Origin of the sequence: Pseudomonas sp. IT-P260 (assembly GCF_949768395.1) — a bacterium.
Classification (GTDB): Bacteria; Pseudomonadota; Gammaproteobacteria; order Pseudomonadales; family Pseudomonadaceae; genus Aquipseudomonas; species Aquipseudomonas parakoreensis.
Genome location: NZ_CATKPO010000022.1, coordinates 300,267 through 317,293 on the forward strand (window position 1 = coordinate 300,267; position 17,027 = coordinate 317,293).

19 protein-coding genes are annotated in these 17,027 nt (G+C 63.3%); 16 read left to right on the forward strand and 3 right to left on the reverse strand.

Translation table 11 applies throughout. From position 1 onward, the window contains the following. Window positions 1-82 precede the first annotated feature (82 nt). From ACM6HV_RS12105 to ACM6HV_RS12175, 15 genes are read left to right on the forward strand one after another with little or no spacing between them, the layout of a single operon-like run. Window positions 83-817, forward strand: a complete 735-nt coding sequence (locus ACM6HV_RS12105; protein WP_414904286.1) for a glycosyltransferase family 2 protein — start codon at window positions 83-85, stop codon at window positions 815-817. Further along, on the forward strand, window positions 814-1,761 hold the full coding sequence (locus tag ACM6HV_RS12110; RefSeq protein WP_166495971.1) for a glycosyl transferase: 948 nt from the start codon (window positions 814-816) through the stop codon (window positions 1,759-1,761). The genes ACM6HV_RS12105 and ACM6HV_RS12110 overlap by 4 nt, the downstream gene beginning before the upstream one ends. After that, entirely contained in the window at window positions 1,742-3,286 is a 1,545-nt protein-coding gene (locus ACM6HV_RS12115) for an HAL/PAL/TAL family ammonia-lyase (protein WP_414904287.1), read from the forward strand. The genes ACM6HV_RS12110 and ACM6HV_RS12115 overlap by 20 nt, the downstream gene beginning before the upstream one ends. Further along, window positions 3,279-3,704 (forward strand): acyl-CoA thioesterase, encoded by a 426-nt coding sequence (locus tag ACM6HV_RS12120; protein ID WP_047290910.1) that lies wholly within the window; start codon window positions 3,279-3,281, stop codon window positions 3,702-3,704. Before ACM6HV_RS12115 ends, ACM6HV_RS12120 begins: the two co-directional genes overlap by 8 nt. Then, window positions 3,701-4,303 carry an outer membrane lipoprotein carrier protein LolA gene (locus ACM6HV_RS12125; protein WP_414904288.1) on the forward strand — a complete coding sequence of 201 codons (603 nt, stop codon included), beginning with the start codon at window positions 3,701-3,703 and terminating at the stop codon, window positions 4,301-4,303. Before ACM6HV_RS12120 ends, ACM6HV_RS12125 begins: the two co-directional genes overlap by 4 nt. Continuing rightward, the gene (locus ACM6HV_RS12130) at window positions 4,287-6,626 is read left to right on the forward strand and encodes an MMPL family transporter (RefSeq protein ID WP_414904289.1); all 2,340 of its coding nucleotides are present in this window, start codon (window positions 4,287-4,289) and stop codon (window positions 6,624-6,626) included. The genes ACM6HV_RS12125 and ACM6HV_RS12130 overlap by 17 nt, the downstream gene beginning before the upstream one ends. Then, on the forward strand, window positions 6,623-7,786 hold the full coding sequence (locus ACM6HV_RS12135) for a sodium:proton antiporter (RefSeq protein WP_414904290.1): 1,164 nt from the start codon (window positions 6,623-6,625) through the stop codon (window positions 7,784-7,786). The genes ACM6HV_RS12130 and ACM6HV_RS12135 overlap by 4 nt, the downstream gene beginning before the upstream one ends. Beyond that, a complete protein-coding gene (locus ACM6HV_RS12140) occupies window positions 7,773-9,020 on the forward strand; it encodes an NAD(P)/FAD-dependent oxidoreductase (protein ID WP_414904291.1) in 1,248 nt (415 codons plus the stop codon). The genes ACM6HV_RS12135 and ACM6HV_RS12140 overlap by 14 nt, the downstream gene beginning before the upstream one ends. Then, window positions 9,017-9,742 carry a class I SAM-dependent methyltransferase gene (locus ACM6HV_RS12145; protein WP_414904292.1) on the forward strand — a complete coding sequence of 242 codons (726 nt, stop codon included), beginning with the start codon at window positions 9,017-9,019 and terminating at the stop codon, window positions 9,740-9,742. The genes ACM6HV_RS12140 and ACM6HV_RS12145 overlap by 4 nt, the downstream gene beginning before the upstream one ends. Continuing rightward, complete coding sequence (locus tag ACM6HV_RS12150; RefSeq protein ID WP_414904293.1) at window positions 9,742-10,338, forward strand: hypothetical protein; 597 nt, start codon at window positions 9,742-9,744, stop codon at window positions 10,336-10,338. Before ACM6HV_RS12145 ends, ACM6HV_RS12150 begins: the two co-directional genes overlap by 1 nt. Beyond that, a complete protein-coding gene (locus ACM6HV_RS12155) occupies window positions 10,335-11,531 on the forward strand; it encodes a beta-ketoacyl-[acyl-carrier-protein] synthase family protein (RefSeq protein WP_414904294.1) in 1,197 nt (398 codons plus the stop codon). Before ACM6HV_RS12150 ends, ACM6HV_RS12155 begins: the two co-directional genes overlap by 4 nt. Then, on the forward strand, window positions 11,528-11,992 hold the full coding sequence (locus ACM6HV_RS12160; protein ID WP_041074889.1) for a hotdog family protein: 465 nt from the start codon (window positions 11,528-11,530) through the stop codon (window positions 11,990-11,992). The genes ACM6HV_RS12155 and ACM6HV_RS12160 overlap by 4 nt, the downstream gene beginning before the upstream one ends. Beyond that, on the forward strand, window positions 11,985-12,713 hold the full coding sequence (fabG, locus tag ACM6HV_RS12165) for a 3-oxoacyl-ACP reductase FabG (protein WP_108181455.1): 729 nt from the start codon (window positions 11,985-11,987) through the stop codon (window positions 12,711-12,713). Before ACM6HV_RS12160 ends, fabG begins: the two co-directional genes overlap by 8 nt. Further along, window positions 12,713-13,939, forward strand: coding sequence for a beta-ketoacyl-ACP synthase (locus ACM6HV_RS12170; protein ID WP_095667740.1), 1,227 nt, complete (start codon window positions 12,713-12,715; stop codon window positions 13,937-13,939). Before fabG ends, ACM6HV_RS12170 begins: the two co-directional genes overlap by 1 nt. 25 nt (window positions 13,940-13,964) lie before the next feature. Next, the gene (locus ACM6HV_RS12175; protein ID WP_041074895.1) at window positions 13,965-14,774 is read left to right on the forward strand and encodes a hypothetical protein; all 810 of its coding nucleotides are present in this window, start codon (window positions 13,965-13,967) and stop codon (window positions 14,772-14,774) included. A 56-nt stretch (window positions 14,775-14,830) separates the two neighbouring features. Here ACM6HV_RS12175 and ACM6HV_RS12180 read toward each other — a convergent pair whose 3' ends face one another. Continuing rightward, complete coding sequence (locus ACM6HV_RS12180; RefSeq protein WP_007943750.1) at window positions 14,831-15,118, reverse strand: addiction module antidote protein; 288 nt, start codon at window positions 15,116-15,118, stop codon at window positions 14,831-14,833. Then, a complete protein-coding gene (locus tag ACM6HV_RS12185) occupies window positions 15,115-15,420 on the reverse strand; it encodes a type II toxin-antitoxin system RelE/ParE family toxin (protein ID WP_414904295.1) in 306 nt (101 codons plus the stop codon). Before ACM6HV_RS12185 ends, ACM6HV_RS12180 begins: the two co-directional genes overlap by 4 nt. A 117-nt stretch (window positions 15,421-15,537) precedes the next feature. On the opposite strand from ACM6HV_RS12185, the gene ACM6HV_RS12190 reads away from it, so the two are divergent. Then, window positions 15,538-15,975, forward strand: coding sequence for an excinuclease (locus ACM6HV_RS12190; RefSeq protein ID WP_414904296.1), 438 nt, complete (start codon window positions 15,538-15,540; stop codon window positions 15,973-15,975). Between the two features lie 104 nt (window positions 15,976-16,079). On the opposite strand, the gene ACM6HV_RS12195 is transcribed toward ACM6HV_RS12190, so the two are convergent. After that, the gene (locus ACM6HV_RS12195; protein ID WP_145595984.1) at window positions 16,080-16,982 is read right to left on the reverse strand and encodes a LysR family transcriptional regulator; all 903 of its coding nucleotides are present in this window, start codon (window positions 16,980-16,982) and stop codon (window positions 16,080-16,082) included. Between the last annotated feature and the right edge of the window lie 45 nt (window positions 16,983-17,027).

Genomic DNA, 17,027 nt, shown 5'->3' on the forward strand with positions numbered 1-17,027 from the left:
AACCCGGTTCACGCAAAACTGCGAGCGAGTGCTGTGCACTCGAGCGGGAGCAAGCTCCCTCGCCACAGTGGGGATGTGTTCAATGCATAAGCCTTGCGCCGTGATTCCGGTCTACAACCATGAAACCGCGATCGGCACCGTGGTCGACGCGCTGCTCGCCCAAGACCTGTCGTGCATTCTGGTGGACGACGCCAGCACCCCGTCCTGCGCGCGCGTGCTGGATGCGCTGGCCGAGCGCGATAACGTGCATCTGGTGCGCCTGACCCTCAATCAGGGCAAGGGCGGCGCGGTGATGACCGGCCTGCGCGAAGCGGCGCGTCTGGGCTTCACCCACGCCCTGCAAGTGGACGCCGACGGCCAGCACGACCTGCACGACGTCGCGCGTTTCGTCGAGGAATCCCGCGCCCATCCGGACGCCATGATCTGCGGTTATCCGCTGTTCGACGAGAGCGTGCCCAAGGGCCGCTTGTACGCGCGTTATCTGACTCATGTGATGGTCTGGATCAACACGCTGTCGCTGCAGATCCGCGATTCGATGTGCGGCTTTCGCGTCTACCCGCTGGCTCCGACGCTGGCGGTGATCGACTCGGCGCGGGTCGGCAAGCGCATGGATTTCGACTCCGACATCCTCGTGCGCCTGTCGTGGCGCAATCAGCCGATGCGCTGGCTGCAGACCAGCGTGCATTACCCGCTGGACGGCGTCTCGCACTTCCGTCTGCTGCACGACAACGCGCTGATTTCCAGCATGCACACCCGGTTATTCTTCGGCATGCTGCTGCGCCTGCCGCTGATCCTCTGGCGCCGGTGGCGCACATGAGCGTCGAGACCGACAAGAAGCACTGGGCCGACCGTGAAGAACGCGGCAGCTTCCTGCTGATGAAATTCACCGCGTTCGCCGCCAAGGTGCTTGGCCGGCGTCTGCTCAGTCCGCTGCTGTACGGCATCGTCCTGTACTTCTTCCTGTTCGGCCGTACCGCGCGCAACAGTGCCTGGCAATACCAGCAACGGTTGGCCGACTGGAGCCAGCGTGCCGAATTGCGACCGAGTTACTGGCGGGTGTTCCGCCAGTTCATGGCGTTCGCCGATTCGCTGCTCGACAAGCTCGACGTGTGGAACGGTAAGCTGCGCATCGAGCAGATCGAAATCATCGACCCGGCACTGCTGCGCAATCAGTTGCGCGGCAGTCGCGGGCAACTGCTGGTCGGCGCGCACCTGGGCAACCTTGAGGTATGCCGGGCGCTGGCGGAGATCGGCGAAAAGGTCACCATGAATGTGCTGGTGCACACCAAGCACGCCGAGCAGTTCAACCGCTTGCTGGGCGAGGCCGGGGCGACCAATCTGCGCCTGATTCAGGTCAGCGAACTGGATCCGGTGATCATGCTGCAACTGCACGAACGCCTGGAGCGCGGCGAATGGCTGGCGATTGCCGGCGACCGCGTGCCGTTGCATGGCGGGCGCAGCGTCAGCGTGGATTTTCTCGGCCACCCGGCAGCGTTTCCGCAAGGCCCGTGGTTGCTGGCCGGTTTGCTCAAATGCCCGGTCAATCTGCTGATGTGCCTGAAACAACCGGACGGTCACTATCGCCTGACCCTCGAACCGTTTGCCGACAGCGTGACCTGGACGCGCCGCGAGCGCGAGCAGGTCATTCATCAGTGGGCCACCCGCTATGCGCAGCGCTTGAGTCACTATTGCCTCGAAGCCCCGCACCAATGGTTCAACTTTTACCCTTTCTGGAAGACCGATGACGACGCCAACCCATGAGCCGGTAACCTTCGGCGAACGCCCTTTGCGCATCGAAGACGTGCTGGCCCTGGCCAACCGTCAGGCGCCCGTGCAGTTGCAGAGTGACGCCGACTACCGTGAGCGCATCGCCAAGGGCGCGCGTTTTCTCGATTCGCTGCTGGACAAGGAAGGCGTGATCTACGGCGTGACCACCGGTTACGGCGATTCCTGCGTGGTCGCGGTGCCGCTGCATCACGTCGAGGCACTGCCGCGTCATCTCTACACCTTCCACGGTTGCGGGCTGGGCAAGCTGCTCGACGCCCAGGCCACCCGCGCCGTGCTGGCCGCGCGCTTGCAGTCGCTGTGCCACGGCGTGTCCGGGGTGCGCATCGAACTGCTGGAGCGCCTGCACGCCTTCCTTGAGCACGACATTCTGCCGCTGATCCCCGAAGAAGGTTCGGTCGGCGCCAGCGGTGATCTGACGCCGCTGTCCTACGTCGCCGCGACCCTGTCCGGCGAGCGCGAAGTGTGGTTCCGTGGCGAGCATCGCCAGGCGGCCGACGTGCATCGTGAACTCGGCTGGACGCCGCTGGTGCTGCGCCCGAAAGAAGCGCTGGCGTTGATGAACGGCACTGCGGTGATGACCGGTCTGGCCTGCCTCGCCTTCGCCCGCGCCGACTATCTGCTGCAACTGGCCACGCGCATCACCGCGCTCAACGTGGTCGCGCTGCAAGGCAATCCGGAACACTTCGACGAGCGTCTGTTCGCCGCCAAGCCGCATCCGGGACAGATGCAAGTCGCCGCGTGGCTGCGCAAGGATCTGGCGATCGACGCGCCGACCGCGCCGCTGCATCGCCTGCAGGATCGCTACTCGCTGCGCTGCGCCCCGCACGTGCTCGGGGTGCTGGCCGACAGCCTGAACTGGCTGCGCTCGTTCATCGAGACCGAACTCAACAGCGCCAACGACAACCCGATCATCGACGCCGAAGCCGAACGCGTGCTGCACGGCGGGCACTTCTACGGCGGGCACATCGCGTTCGCCATGGACAGCCTGAAAAATCTGGTGGCCAACGTCGCCGACCTGCTCGACCGGCAGCTCGCGCTGCTGGTCGACGAGCGCTACAACCACGGTTTGCCGAGCAACCTGTCCGGCGCTCCGGCGGAGCGCGCCATGATCAACCACGGCTTCAAAGCCGTGCAGATCGGCACCAGTGCCTGGACCGCCGAAGCGCTGAAAAACACGATGCCGGCTAGCGTGTTCTCACGCTCCACCGAGTGCCACAACCAGGACAAGGTGAGCATGGGCACCATCGCCGCCCGTGACGCGATCCGCGTGCTGGAGCTGACCGAACAGGTCGCCGCCGCCACGTTGCTCGCGGCCAATCAAGGCGTGTGGTTGCGCGGTCGCGATGAAGACGCGCGTGCGCTGCCACCTTCGCTGGCCGCCATGCACGAAGAGCTGGCCAAGGACTTCCCGCCGGTGATCGAAGACCGTGCACTCGAGGGCGAACTGCGCCTGTGCCTGCAACGCATCGCCGAGCAACACTGGAGGCTGCATGCGTAGCGCCGGAGTGCTGCACGCCGACACGGAAATCCTCGTGCCGTTCTTTGACGTCGACACTATGCATGTGGTCTGGCACGGGCATTACGTCAAATACCTGGAAGTGGCGCGCTGCGCGCTGCTCGACCAGATCGGCCACAACTACACGCAGATGTCCGAGTCCGGTTACGCGTGGCCGATCATCGACCTGCAACTGCGTTATGTGCGCGGCGCGGTGTTCGGCCAGCGCCTGAACGTACGCGCCAGTCTGGTGGAGTGGGAGAACCGCTTGAAGATCAATTATCTGATCACCGACTTGCAGACCGGCGAACGCCTGACCCGCGCCAGCTCGGTGCAGGTAGCGGTCGAGATCAGCAGCCGCGAGATGCAACTGGCTTCCCCCAAAGTGTTCACCGATGCGGTGCAAAGGATGCTGCGATGAACCTGTTCTGCAAAGGCCTTGGCGCGCTGGCGCTGCTCGCCGTGTCGATGCTGGCCAACGCCTTCGACCTGCAACAGCTCAGCGAGCAACTGGCGAAACCGGAAGTGATCCACGGCCAGTTCATTCAGGAAAAACACCTGCGCGCCCTGCCCCAGCCGCTGATCAGCAAGGGCAACTTCGTGCTGGCAAAAAATCACGGCCTGCTCTGGCTGCTCAAGACCCCGTTGCAACAGGATTACCGCATCACCGCCAAAGGCATCGCGCGACGCGATGGCAACGCTTGGCAACTGCTGCCGAACAAGAGCGCCGGGGCCGAACAGAACCGCTTGTTCCTCGCCGTGCTGCAAGGTGACAGCAGCGGCTTGCAGCGGGATTTCGAGCTGGCCCTGAGCGGCGATGCACAGCAGTGGAAGCTCACCCTGACCCCGCGCTCGGTGCTGCTCAAGCAAGTGTTCAATCAGATCAATATCAACGGTGGTGAGCTGGTACAGACCATCGAACTGCTGGAAACCCAGGGCGACAGCACCGTGCTGCGCATGCAGGACAGCATTGCAAACCAGCCGTTGAGCGAAGCGGAGCAACATGACTTTGCCGAGTGAACGCAGGCTGCCGTGGCTGTTCCTGATCCTGCTGCTGGCGGTCATCGCGCTGGCCGGGTGGCAGTGGCGCGACGGTGCGCCGCTGTCGGCCAACCTCATGGAACTGGTGCCCGGAACCAACCCTGACGCCCTCGAACTGCGCGCCGAACAGCGCATGCAGGAGCCGCTCAATCGGGAAATGCTGGTGTTGGTCGGGCACGCCGATCGCCAGCAAGCTCTGGCCATGGCGCAGACCCTCGGCGAGCAATGGCAGGCCAGCGGTCTGTTCGAAAAGGTCCAGTGGAATCTGCAGGCAGACCTCCCGGCGCTGCGCACGCAACTGCTGCAAGGGCGGCTGGCGATGCTCTCGGCGGATGACCGGCAACTGCTGACCGAGCATCCCGATGCGTTCATTCAGCAACGGGTGCAGGCACTGTTCGACCCGTTCAACGGTTTCACCTTGGTACCGAGCCAGGACGACTGGCTGGGCCTGACCGGACGCATTCAGAACAGCCAGCCGAAACACGGCGCGGTGCAACTGGACATCGGCAGCGGCGCACTGGTCGCCGATGCGGACGGAAAAAGCTGGGTGCTGCTGCGCGCGCGCACCACTGGCAATGCCTTCGACATGAACCTGCCGCTGAAAGTCGCCGATCTGCTGCAGCACAGTCGCGAGCAAGCGGCGAAAGCCGACGTGCAACTGTTGGCCGCCAGCGGTCTGCTGTACGCCGCCAACGGTCAGCAGCAAGCCACCCGCGAAATGACCTGGGTCGGCGGCGGCGCCACCCTCGGTATTCTGCTGTTGCTGCTGTTGGCGTTCCGCCGCTGGCGGGTGCTGCTGGCGTTCGTGCCGGTGCTGGTGGGCATGCTGTTCGGCGCGGTGGCCTGCGTCGCGGTGTTCGGCCACATGCATGTGATGACGCTGGTGCTCGGCTCCAGCCTGATCGGCGTGGCGGTGGATTACCCGCTGCACTATCTGTCGAAAAGCTGGAGCCTCAAGCCGTGGCGCAGTTGGCCGGCGCTGCGCCTGACCCTGTCCGGGCTGACGCTGAGCCTGATCACCAGCGCCATCGGTTATCTGGCGCTGGCCTGGACGCCCTTTCCGGCGCTGACGCAAATCGCGGTGTTCTCCGCTGCCGGCTTGCTCGGCGCGTATCTGTCGGCGGTGTGCCTGCTGCCGGCCCTGTTGAAAAACGTTGAGCTGCAACCGGCGCAATGGCCGCTACGCCTGGCCGAGCGCTTGGTGCAACTGCGCGAAAACCTGCTCGAACACGTGCGCACCCCGGTGCTGCTGGCGCTGTTGATCGCGTTCTGCGCCGGTGGTCTGGTGCAGTTGCAAAGCAAGAATGACATTCGCCAGTGGGTCGGTGCGCCACAACGCCTGACCGATGAAGCCCAGACCATCGCGCGCATCACCGGTTATCAGCCGACCAGCCAGTTCTTTCTCGTGCGTGGCGCCAATCAGCAGGAATTACTGGAGCGTCAGGCCGCGTTGAGCGAGCGTCTGCAACAACTGGTCAACCTCGACAAGCTGCAAGGCTATCTGGCCCTCGACCAACTGCTCAGTCCGCCGAGCCAGCAACAGCAGGTTCGCGAAGCGCTGAGCAACCTGCCGCAACACTGGCAGCCGTTGCTCGACCTCGGCGTACCGCTCGCGGCGTTGCAAACCGAACTGCAACAGTTGCAGAGCCTGCCTGCCGAAGACATCGACGCGGCACTGGCCGGGCCCTTGGGCGAACCCTATCGCACGCTGTGGCTCGGCCCGACTGAAGACGGCGTGGCGGCGATGACCAGCCTGCAAGGCCTGAACAATCCGTCACTGCTGCGGGTGCAGGCGCTGGACTTGCCGGGGGTGATGCTGGTCGATCGGCTCGGTGAATTGAACAACGTGTTTGCCGCGACCCAGATCAGCGCCGCCGAACTGAAGCTCGCCTCCTGCGTATTGATTGTGCTGGTGCTGATCGTGCCGTTCGGCTTCGGCGGCGCGTTGCGCATCGTCGCCCTGCCGCTGCTGGCGGCGCTGTGCAGCCTGGCCAGCCTCGGATGGCTCGGCCAGCCGCTGACCCTGTTCAGCCTGTTCGGCCTGCTGCTGGTGACGGCGATCAGCGTCGATTACGCGATCCTGATGCGTGAACAGGTTGGCGGTGCGGCGGTGAGTCTGCTGGGCACCCTGCTGGCGGCGCTGACGACTTGGCTGTCGTTCGGTCTGCTGGCCGTTTCCAGTACGCCGGCGGTGAGCAATTTTGGCCTGGCAGTGAGCCTCGGTCTGGCCTTCAGCTTCATTCTCGCACCATGGGCCGGACGTCACGCCCACAGCACCAGCGTCGCGGAGCCGGTAGCGTGATCGTCGTCGGCTTCTGGTTCATGGCCCTGGCGCTGTTCGCCGTGGCGACCCGTGTCGGTCGGCACTTCGGCCTGATCCCGATCGTCAGCCAGTTGCTGCTGGCCAGCTTCGGTTTGCCGCTGCTGGTGTATTTCTGGATCGAACCGGACTGGCAGCTCAGCGGCGCCGAACTGATTGCGCCGGGGTGGTTGAAAGACCTCTACAGCCTGAGTTTCGCGCTGTTGCTCGGGCACATTCTCAGTGATGTGATCGACCTGCGTCTGGATCGCCAGAGCGTGAAAATCGCCGTGCCGAGTTTTGTTGTGCCATTCGCCTGCGGTCTGGCCGTCGCCTGCTGGCTGCTGCCGGCGCAACCGTGGCTGAACTCGCTGGCAATCGGTCTGGTGTTCGCGATCACCGCGATCCCGGTGCTGTACCTGTACCTGCGCCACATCGACTATCCGCCCGCCGCCACCCGGCGTCTGGTACAAACCGCAATCCTCATCGACCTGACCTGCTGGACCCTGTTCGGCCTCGCTCAAGGCAGCCTGCATCTGAGCAGTCTGTTGCTGCCGCTGGGACTGGCCTGCGTGCCGCTGCTGTTGCATCTGTTGCGCGTGCGCCGACCGCTGACCTACAGCCTCGGCTTCTTTGCGCTGCTGGTGTTGGCCGAGCACTACAAACTCAACGCGCTGATTTTCGGCATCGGTTATCTGCTGTGCATGGCCTTGCTGAAAGTGCCGTTGGTGCTGCCATTGCCGGCGCGGTGGATGAGCCGTTTGCAGACGTGGATCGCGATCCCGCTGATCCTGACCTTCGGCATCGTGCAGATCGACGTGCACAGCGCCCTCGCCAGCCTTGGCGTGGTGCAATGGGCGGCGCTGCTGCTGTTGCCGATTGCCAGTAAACTGCTCGGCAACTGGCTCGGGCTGGGCTGGGCCGGTGCATCGTTCGAAGGCGCCAGCCGCTGGCGCGAAAGCGTGCTGCTGAACATTCGCGGGCTGAGCGAAATCGTCTTTCTCAACCTGTTGCTGCAACAACAGCTCATCAGCCCGGCGCTGTACTTCGCGCTGATGCTGATGGGCCTGATCGCGACGCTGTTGCCGGCTCTGATCGGCCTGCACCGCGCGCCTATGAAAACCAGCGCCACTGCGCCCGGGAGCTCACGTGCCAATCGTTGAAATGGAATCCCGTCAGGTCGTGATCATTGGCGCGGGCCCCTCCGGGGCCATCGCCGCCGCCTTGCTCAAGCGCCAGGGCCACGATGTGCTGGTGATCGAGCGCCAGCATTTCCCGAGGTTTTCCATTGGTGAAAGCCTGCTCAGCCATTGCCTGGATTTCGTCGAAGAGGCCGGCATGCTCGACGCCGTCAACGCCGCCGGCTTCCAGCGCAAGACCGGTGCTGCGTTCGCCTGGGGCGAGCGCTACAGCGCCTTCGATTTCAGCGACACCTTCACAGCAGGCAAGCCGACCACGTTCCAGGTGCTGCGCGCCGATTTCGACAAGCTGCTGGCTGATCAGGCTGAATTGCAGGGTGCCGAATTCCGTTACGGCGATGCCATCGTCCGCGTCGATTTCGACCGGGCCAGACCGCAGCTCGACGTGCTGCGCGAGGACGGCAGCGAGTACCGCGTCGAAGCGGATTTCGTACTCGACGCCAGCGGTTACGGGCGGGTGCTGTCGCGTTTGCTCGAACTGGAAGCGCCGTCGAATTTCCCGGTGCGCCAGGCAGTATTCACCCACGTTGAAGATCACATCGACAATCCGGCCTTCGACCGCGAGAAAATCCTCGTCACCACCCACCCCGAGCACCGCGACATCTGGTTCTGGACGATCCCGTTCAGCAACGGGCGCTGCTCGGTGGGCGTGGTCGCTGATGCCGAGCACTTCAAGGGGCGCGACAGCGATCTGGATGCCTGTCTGCGCGGTTTCATCGGCGAAACGCCGAGCCTCGCCGCTGTATTGAACAACGCGGTGTGGGACACCCCGGCGCGCACCCTCGGCGGTTATGCGGCCAATGTGAAAACCCTGCACGGCCCGGGCTTCGCCCTGCTTGGCAACGCGGCGGAATTTCTCGACCCGGTGTTCTCCTCCGGCGTGACCATCGCCATGCGTTCGGCGAGCATGGCCGCCGCTGTCCTGCACCGGCAGTTGCAGGGGGAAATCGTCGATTGGCAGCACGAGTTCGCCGAGCCGCTCAAACGCGGGGTCGACACCTTCCGCTGCTACGTCGAGGGCTGGTACGCCGGTACCTTCCAGGATGTGATTTTTTATCAAGACAGCCAGGCAGACATCCGCCGGATGATCTGCTCGATCCTCGCCGGTTACGCCTGGGATGAGCGCAACCCGTTCGTCAGCGAAGCGCGTCGCCGGTTGAAGATGATTTCCGAACTTTGTGCAAAGGACGCCCCATGAATTACTTGAGCGACAGCTACGTCGAGGAAACCCGTTTCGGTTTCTGGTTCCTGCGCAGCCACACCTGGCAGCACCATGTGTTGCGCGTGGCGATCAACGACTTGCGCGGGTTGTTCAGCGAGTCGCTGCCGGCCAATCCGGTGCTGCTGGATGCCGGTTGTGGTCAGGGCAAATCGTTCCGCCATCTGCGCCAGACCTTCGCCCCGCAGCGTCTGATCGGCGTCGACGCCGACCCGCACAGCCTGCAATTGAGCGCCGAAGAAGCGGCGCGGCAGGGCTTCGACGTCGAGCTGATCGGCAGCGACTGCGCGACGCTCAATGTGGCCGATGCCAGTGTCGACCTGCTGTTCTGCCACCAGACCTTTCACCATCTGGTGGAGCAGGAAAAAGCCCTCGCCGAGTTCTACCGCGTGCTCAAACCGGGTGGTTATCTGCTGTTCGCCGAGTCCACCGAGGCTTACATTGATACCTGGGTGATCCGCTGGCTGTTCCGCCATCCGATGCAGGTGCAAAAGAGCGCGGCGCAGTACCTGGAAATGATTCGCCAACAGGGTTTCGAGTTCGGCGAGCGCAATGTTTCGTACCCGTATTTGTGGTGGAGCCGGTCGAAGGATTTCGGACTGCTGGAGCGATTCGGATTGCGCCGGCCGAAGCCGTTTGGCGAGCGTGAGGAAACGTTGGTGAACGTTGTCGCCCGCAAGCCATTCGCAGAGGTTTCCTGATGCAACTCTTAACCTGTGGGAGCGAGCCTGCTCGCGAAAGCGATGGGTCAGCCAGCCTCTTTGTTGAATGTGCCGGCGTCTTCGCGAGCAGGCTCGCTCCCACAGTGTCCGCGGTGTGGCGACTTTTTGTGGTCAGCATGATGCTTCTGTTAAGCGCCTGCGCCAGCCAGGCCCCGCTGCCCGCGAGCGACCCGACGCTGCCGTTACCGCTGCAACTGCACATCGAACGCCAACAGGCCGATCAGCGTCAGGACTGGCTGTTGGTGATCCAGCGCGAAGGCCCCGGCATCCGCTGGTCGATGATGGATCCGCTGGGCATTCCCCAGGCCCGTCAGCAACTGATCGACGGGCGCTGGCAGGCCGACGGGCTGCTGCCGCCCAATGCCGAAGCCCGGGAGCTGTTTGCCGCGCTGCTGTTCGCCCTGACCCCGTCCGGCGAACTGGCGCGCACTTACCCCACCGCGCAGCAGCAGGGCGAGCAACGCACGCTGGCGCCGCGCTGGACGATCCGTTATGCACAACCGTTGAGTTTCCAATTGAATCTGCCCCAAGGCCCGCACTATCGGGTTTCTCCTCTCGGTGAACCGACGCCATGACTGCCTACCTCAATGCCCTCGGCGTGATCTGCGCGCTGGGCCGCGACAAGCAACAGGTCGCGCAGAACCTGTTTGCCGGTGACTGCTCGGGCATGCGCCGCGAGTCCGGCTGGGTTGCCGAGCGTGAATTGCCCGTGGCGGCGGTGCATGGTGAGCTGGCGCCTGTTCCGGCCGAACTGGCCGACCAGCGCAGCCGCAACAATCAACTGCTGCTGGAAGCCGCGCTGCAGATTCGCGAGGACATCGACCGGGCCATCCAGACGTATGGTCGCGAGCGCATCGGCGTGGTGCTCGGCACCAGCACCTCGGGGATCGACGAGGCCAGCCGCGGGCTGGCGCACTACCTTCGCGAGCAGCAGTTCCCTGGCGAGTACGACTATCGGCAACAGGAACTCGGCGCGCCGGCGAATTTTCTCGCCGATTGGCTGCAACTCAGCGGCCCGGCCTACGTGATTTCCACCGCCTGCACGTCCAGTGCGCGGGCGTTGATGAGCGCACAGCGCCTGCTTGATCTGGGCCTGTGCGATGCGGTGCTGTGCGGCGGGGTCGACAGCCTGTGCAAACTGACGCTCAACGGTTTCAGCGCGCTGGAAGCGGTGTCCGACCAGCGCTGCAATCCGTTCTCGGCCAACCGTAACGGCATCAACATCGGCGAAGCGGCGGTGCTGTTTCTGATGAGCCAGCAGCGCAGCGACGGCCCGGCCATTGCCCTGCTCGGCAGCGGCGCCAGCTCCGACGCGCACCATATTTCCGCGCCGGAACCGAGCGGTCGCGGCGCCCTGCAAGCCATGCAGAAAGCCTTGAGCCGCGCACAGTTGCAAGCGGCGCACATCAGCTACCTGAACCTGCATGGCACCGCGACCCAGCACAACGATGCGATGGAAAGTCTGGCAGTCGCCACACTGTTTCCCGACGGCGTGGCCTGCTCGTCGACCAAGCCGATGACCGGTCACACCCTCGGCGCGGCCGGTGCGCTGGAAGCAGCGTTCTGCTGGCTGAGCCTGAGCGCCGACAACCCGCAACAAGCCTTGCCGCCCCACGTCTGGGACGCCCAGCCCGACCCCGACTTGCCGGCGCTGAAGTGGGTGACCGCGAGCGAACGCCTGTCGTCCATTGCACCCCGCTACCTGATGAGCAATTCGTTTGCCTTCGGCGGCAACAACGTCAGCCTGATTATCGGAGACGCTCCATGAATGACTGGCCGCTCGCCGAACTGCTGCCCCACGCTGGCGACATGATCCTGATCGACCGCATCCTCAGCTTCGACGAAGAGCAGATCCACACCCGCCTCACCGTCAAGCCCGACGGTTTGTTCAACCTGCCAGACGGCAGCCTGCCGGCGTGGGTCGGCATCGAGTTGATGGCGCAAAGCGTAGCCGCCTTCGCCGGTTGCCACGCACGGCAGAAGGGCAACCCGGTCGCGCTGGGTTTCCTCCTCGGGACACGTAAATTCGAGTGCAACGTCGAAGCGTTTCCGGCCGGCAGCGAACTGACCATCCACGGCATCCGTTCGCTGGAAGACGACAACGGCATGGGTGTTTTCGAATGCCATATCAACGCCCCCGGCATTGAGGCCAGCGCACGTTTGAACGTGTTCCGCCCGCCGCAGCCCAGCCAATATCTTGAACAAACCAGGGAGTCGAACGATGACTGAATCCGTACTGGTCACCGGCTCCAGCCGTGGTATCGGCCGCGCCATTGCCTTGCGTCTGGCACAGGCCGGGCACGACATCGTCCTGCATTGCCGCAGCGGCGTTGCCGAAGCGCAAGCGGTGCAGGCCGAGATCGAAGCGCTGGGCCGTCACGCGCGCATCCTGCAATTCGACGTCGCCGACCGCGAAGCCTGCAAAACCATCCTTGAAGCTGACGTCGAAACCCACGGCGCTTATTACGGCGTGGTGCTTAACGCCGGCCTGACCCGCGATGGCGCTTTTCCGGCGTTGAGCGATGACGATTGGGACGTGGTGCTGCGCACCAACCTCGACGGTTTCTACAACGTCCTGCACCCGGTGATGATGCCGATGATCCGTCGTCGCGCCGCTGGTCGGATCGTCTGCATCACCTCGGTGTCGGGTTTGATCGGCAACCGGGGCCAGGTCAACTACAGCGCCTCCAAGGCCGGAGTGATCGGCGCTGCGAAGGCGTTGGCGATCGAACTGGGCAAGCGCAAAATCACCGTTAATTGCGTCGCGCCGGGCCTGATCGACACAGCGATGCTGGATGAAAACGTGCCGGTGGAAGAGCTGATGAAAATGATCCCCGCACAACGAATGGGCACCCCGGAAGAGGTCGCTGCTGCGGTGAATTTCCTGATGTCGGCGGAAGCCTCGTACATCACCCGCCAGGTCCTGGCGGTCAACGGAGGCTTGTGCTGATGAAGCGCGTCGTCGTCACCGGCATGGCCGGCATCACTTCGCTTGGCAGCGACTGGCAGACCATCGCCGGCAACTTCGCGGCCAACCGCAGCGGCATTCGCCGCATGCACGAGTGGGACCGTTTCAGCGAACTCAACACCCGTCTGGCCGGACCGATCGATGATTTTCTCGTCCCGGCGCACTGGACCCGCAAGCAACTGCGCAGCATGGGCCGGGTCTCGCGTCTGGCCGTAGGCGCGGCAGAACAGGCACTGGCCGACGCCGGCCTGCTCGGCGATGAATCGATCAAGGACGGGCGCATGGGCGTGGCCTGTGGTTCGTCCACCGGCAGCACCGACGAGATCAAGGCCTTCGGCAACATGCTGCTCAACTCGGTGGCCGAAGGCCTCAACGCCAACTCCTACGTGCGGATGATGCCGCACACCACCGCGGCCAACATCAGCATCTTCTTCGGCCTCACCGGGCGCCTGATCCCGACGTCCAGCGCCTGCACCAGCGGCAGTCAGGGCATTGGCTACGCGTATGAGGCGATCAAGTTCGGACGGCTGCCGCTGATGCTCGCCGGCGGCGCCGAAGAGCTGTGCCCGACCGAAGCGATGGTCTTCGACGCGCTCTACGCCACCAGCCTGAAAAACGATGCGCCACAGACCAGTCCGCGTCCGTACGACAAGGGCCGCGACGGTCTGGTGATCGGCGAAGGCGGCGGCATGCTGGTGCTCGAAGAGCTGGAGCATGCGCTGGCTCGCGGTGCGCGGATCCACGCCGAGATCGTCGGCTTCGGCAGCAACGCCGACGGCCAGCACACCACGCGCCCGGAACAGGTCACCATGCGCCGCGCCATGGAGCTGGCGCTGGAAGACGCCGGGCTGACGCCGGACGCCATCGGTTACGTCAATGGTCATGGCACCGCTACAGAACAGGGCGACATTGCCGAAACACTGGCGACCAGCAGCCTGTTCGGCGAACACATGCCGATCAGCTCGCAGAAGAGTTTCCTCGGCCACACACTGGGGGCCTGCGGCGCGCTGGAGTCGTGGTTCAGCATCGAAATGCTCAATCGCGACCTGTATGTGCACACGCTCAACCTCGACGAGGTCGATCCGCACTGCGGCAAACTCGATTACCTGCGCGGCGAATTCCGCCAGATGCATCACGACTACGTGATGAACAACAATTTCGCTTTTGGTGGCGTCAACACCTCGTTGATTTTCCGCCGCTGGCACTGACCGCAACACGTTTGGAGTGAAGGGAATGACTCAGTTTCACCGCATCGCCGCCCTGCTGGCCCTGGCCTTGGCCTTGGTGCTCGGCGGTTGCACCAGCAAACCGGTTTACAACGCCAAGGAAGAATTTTCGCCCAACCTCGGTTTCACCCAGGCGCAGATGAGCCGCGCCATCGTCACCGCGCTCAACGACCGCCAGTGGGTGGTGCAGTCGGTTCGCCCGGGCATGATCAAAGCGGCGATCACGGTACGCGGCCGCCACCACGCCGAGGTCGACATCCCGTTCAGCCCGACCTCGTTTGAAATCGACTACCGCAGCAGCTACGGCCTCGACGCCAAGGACGGCAAGATCCACGGCAACTACAACCGCTGGGTCAACCGCCTGCGCGACAACGTGCTCAAGGAGTTGTCGATCAACCCGGACATCGAGTTCGTCAACGACCTGGGCATCGTCAAGCAAGGCGCCGACGAGCCGACCTACCTGAGCTTTCGCGAGGGCGTCAAACGCGCCACCGACGCCGGCCTGCTCGACGGCAGCGTGAAGTTCTACCTGGCCGGCGAAACCCTGCCAAAACAGGTGCGCAAACTCGACACCGTGAGCAGCAGCCGCAAAACCAACGGCTCGAACAAATCCGACACCGACGCCTGCTTCTGGGCCCTGCAATCAGCCCTCGCCACCCTGCAGAACGCCGCGAAAAAAGCCGACGCCAACGCGGTGATCAACATCGCCAGCGTCGACCAGCGCGACCTGTACAAGGACACCGAGAAATTCCAGTGCCGCGCCGGGCTGGTGGTGTCGAGCGTGGCGTTGCGTGGGGATTTGGCCCACGTTGATTGATTGACAGTAGAAACGACAAAGGGCGCCTTGCGGCGCCCTTTGCTATTCAGTTCAGCTCAAGTGCTGGCATGTAACTTCAAGCCCAACGCCTTCACCACTTTCAGAATCGTTCCAAACTCAGGATTTCCTTCACCTGACAGTGCACGGTAGAGACTTTCTCGAGACAGCCCGGCGTCACGTGCGACTTGGGTCATGCCTCGCGCTCTAGCAATGGTGCCCAGTGCCTTGGCGATAAAGGCAGGATCATCTCCAGCCTCCTCCATGCAGGCATCCAGATAATTGGCCATGTCCTCTTCTGTCTTGAGGTACTCGGCTGAGTCCCAACGAGTGAATTGTTCGGTCATGGGTTTTGCTCCTGCCAAGACTCCGCGATGAGTCTGGCTTGCTTGATATCTCGGGGTTGGCTGCTCTTGTCTCCACCACAAAGGAGGATGACCACTTGCCGACCTTGTTGCATGAAATAGACTCGATATCCGGGGCCATAGTCAATTCTGACGTCGCTGAGCCCCTCACCGACGGCTTTGACATCACCAAAATTCCCATCGGCCATACGATCAATGCGCACCTGAATACGCATCCTGGCGCGGCTGTCAGCCAGCTTCAAAAGCCAGCTGGAGAATGTTGAACTTCGAATGATCTCGGGCATGACCGAGAGTGTAGCCCTTGAGCTACGCACGTACCAGACGGTTTTTTCTGCACCGACGTACGGTGTCTACACTCCATAAATCGTTGAATGCTGACTCGCAAAGTCAAGGAGATGACCATGCAAGTGAAAGCCCTGATCGCCGCCGCACTCCTCGGGCTATTGCCCGGCGCCAGCCACGCCACCAACCTGATGTACATGCCGTTCGAAACCGTGCTCTCGGATGCGATTCGCGCCGGGCGACTGGATGGCAGTGTGAAGTTCTATCTGATCGGCAACGGGCCGCAGGGCACGCAGCAGTTGTTGCGCCGGGATGTGGTCAGTGATTTGCGCACCAACGGCTTCAACAAGAGTGATCACGATTCCTGCGAGTGGGTGCTGCAGTCGAACCTGATCAAGTTGCAGGCCGACGCCAAGCGGGTCGGGGCGAATGCGGTGGTCAATATCGTCAGTTATTACGACCAACATGTGCGCAAGGATTTGAATACCTATGAGTGTCGGGCCGGGGTGTTTGTGACGCGGGTGGCGTTGAAGGGGGATCTGGTGCGGTTGCCCTGAAATATGCGGTGTTCGGGCGAGCGTCTTCGCGAGCAGGCTCGCTCCCACCTTGAAATGCGTTCCCCTGTGGGAGCGAGCCTGCTCGCGATTTGATTGCGCAGCAATCAAGCGTTTGACGGTTCGACTTTACGCGTCAGCAGTTCGACAAACGCCTTGGCCATTGGCGATTTCTGATCCTTGCGCTGCACCAGCCACACCGCCGACACCGCCTCCGGATCGAGCAGCGGTCGATAGACCACGCCGTCGATGCGCATCCGTTGGTAGGACGCCGGCAATACCGAAACCCCAAGCCCCGCTGCGACCAATCCGATGATGGTCATCGCCTCACCGGCCTCCTGGGCGAAATGCGGGCTGAACCCGGCATCGCGGGCCAGACTGAGCAGTTGCGCATACAGCCCGCTGCCGTAGCTGCGTGGAAAGAACACGAACGGCTCCAGCGCCAGCGCCGACAGAAACAGCCCCTCTTCACTGCCTTGGGCCAGCGGATGCTTGGAGCTGAGCACCGCCACCAATGGCTCGCGCATCAGCTCAACCACGCTCAGCGAATCCGGCAAACCCAGCGGACGCATGATGCCGACTTCGATCGACTCATCCACCAGCGCGTCCGCGACCATGGTGCTGCTCATCTCCCGCAGGTTCAGGTGCACTGCCGGGAAACGCTGACGAAAGGAAAAAATCGCTTGGGGAATGGTCGAGTTGAACGGCGCTGACGAGGTGAAGCCAATTTTCAATTCGCCCAGTTCACCGAGTTGCGCACGCCGGGCGACGTCCGCCGCTTTGTCGACCTGCGCCAGCACCCGCCGCGCCTCCTCCAGAAACAATCGGCCGGCCTCGCTCAACTCGACCCGACGATTGGTGCGTTCGAACAACCGCGCGCCGACCTCTTGCTCCAGCGCCTGAATCTGCTGGCTCAGCGGTGGCTGAGAGATCCCCAGCACCTGTGCGGCGCGGCCGAAATGCAATTCTTCGGCGACGGCGATGAAGTAGCGCAGATGACGCAATTCCATGGACACCCCATTAGGTCGTTAAAGCTATCAAACAGGTCGAACAAT